At 63.7% G+C, this 1,093-nt stretch carries 2 protein-coding genes; one reads left to right on the top strand and one right to left on the bottom strand.

Annotated features, from left to right (window positions below; genetic code table 11):
• Window positions 1–232 (bottom strand): oligosaccharide flippase family protein (locus FJ980_RS33640; RefSeq protein ID WP_140547665.1); only part of this gene is annotated, 232 nt, incomplete at its 3' end.
• A 189-nt stretch (window positions 233–421) separates the two neighbouring features.
• Between FJ980_RS33640 and FJ980_RS33635 the strand changes: the two genes are divergently transcribed.
• Window positions 422–1,093: glycosyltransferase (locus FJ980_RS33635; RefSeq protein ID WP_140547664.1), on the top strand; the 672-nt coding region annotated here is incomplete at its 3' end.

Here is a 1,093-nt window from a genome sequence, read left to right as displayed (position 1 = left end):
GGATGGTCGCCTGGGTGAGGCCGAAATCCTGGAACAGCGCGATGAAGGCCAGCACCGGCGCGCACATCGCCACGACGCCGAAATCCTGCGGCAACAGGAGACGCGACAGCACGATGACGGAAATGATCTGCGTGGCGACCCGCACGGACTGCGACAAGGCCGTCACGACCGCGCCGCGCCCGACGGATTTGCGCAGCGAGCCTTCTGGCGGATCGAATGGATTGGCTTCCAAATTCAGGATTCCTGATTCTTGTGCAGGTTCCGACCAGGAACCCTGCAACCGCCGCCGCGGCCAAATTACGGCATTTATTTTGCAGTGCAACAAAAAACGTGGATTTTGCTACGCTGCACCAAAAATGTTGCGATGCAGCAAGACCTGTACTAGGTTCGCCGTGGGTGGGCCAACAGCGGTCGAGTTTTCATGCTGAATGTCTTGTACCTTGTGCATGACGTTTCCGACCCGGCAGTGCGCCGGCGGATTACCATGCTCAGGGCAGGTGGCGCCCAGGTCACGCTCGCAGGCTTCCGTCGCACGGCAAATCCCATTGCCGACGTCGAGGGTTTGCGGCCGCTGGATCTCGGCGCGACGCGTGACGGGCGATTCGCCCAGCGTCTGACGGCAGTCGCCAAGGCGGCGGTTTCGATCGGCGCCAGGCTCCGCGGCATGCCGAGGCCCGATCTCATCATCGCGCGCAACCTGGAAATGCTGGCGCTCGCCCGCCGCGCCAACACGGCGTTCGGCGCCGCGGTGCCGATCGTCTATGAATGCCTCGACATCCATCGCCTGATGCTTCGCAGCGATGCGGTTGGCAGGGCGCTGCGTGCCACGGAACGTTACCTTGCCAGGGACGTAAGGCTGCTGGTGACCAGCTCGCCCGCGTTCACCGCCAATTATTTCGAACCGTTCGGCCAGGTGACGGCGCCGGTCGAACTGGTCGAAAACAAATATTTCGAGGCAGCGGCGATCCTGCCGGCCGAGCATGAGATGGCCGAGGCGCCTGTCGCGCCACCCTGGCGCATCGGCTGGTTCGGGGCATTGCGCTGCCGCCGCTCGCTCGAACTCCTGGCCGATTTCTCGCGCCGCGCCGATGGC

The organism is Mesorhizobium sp. B1-1-5, assembly GCF_006443065.1.
Classification (GTDB): domain Bacteria; phylum Pseudomonadota; class Alphaproteobacteria; order Rhizobiales; family Rhizobiaceae; genus Mesorhizobium.
This window is presented reverse-complemented; position numbering and strand designations above follow the sequence as displayed.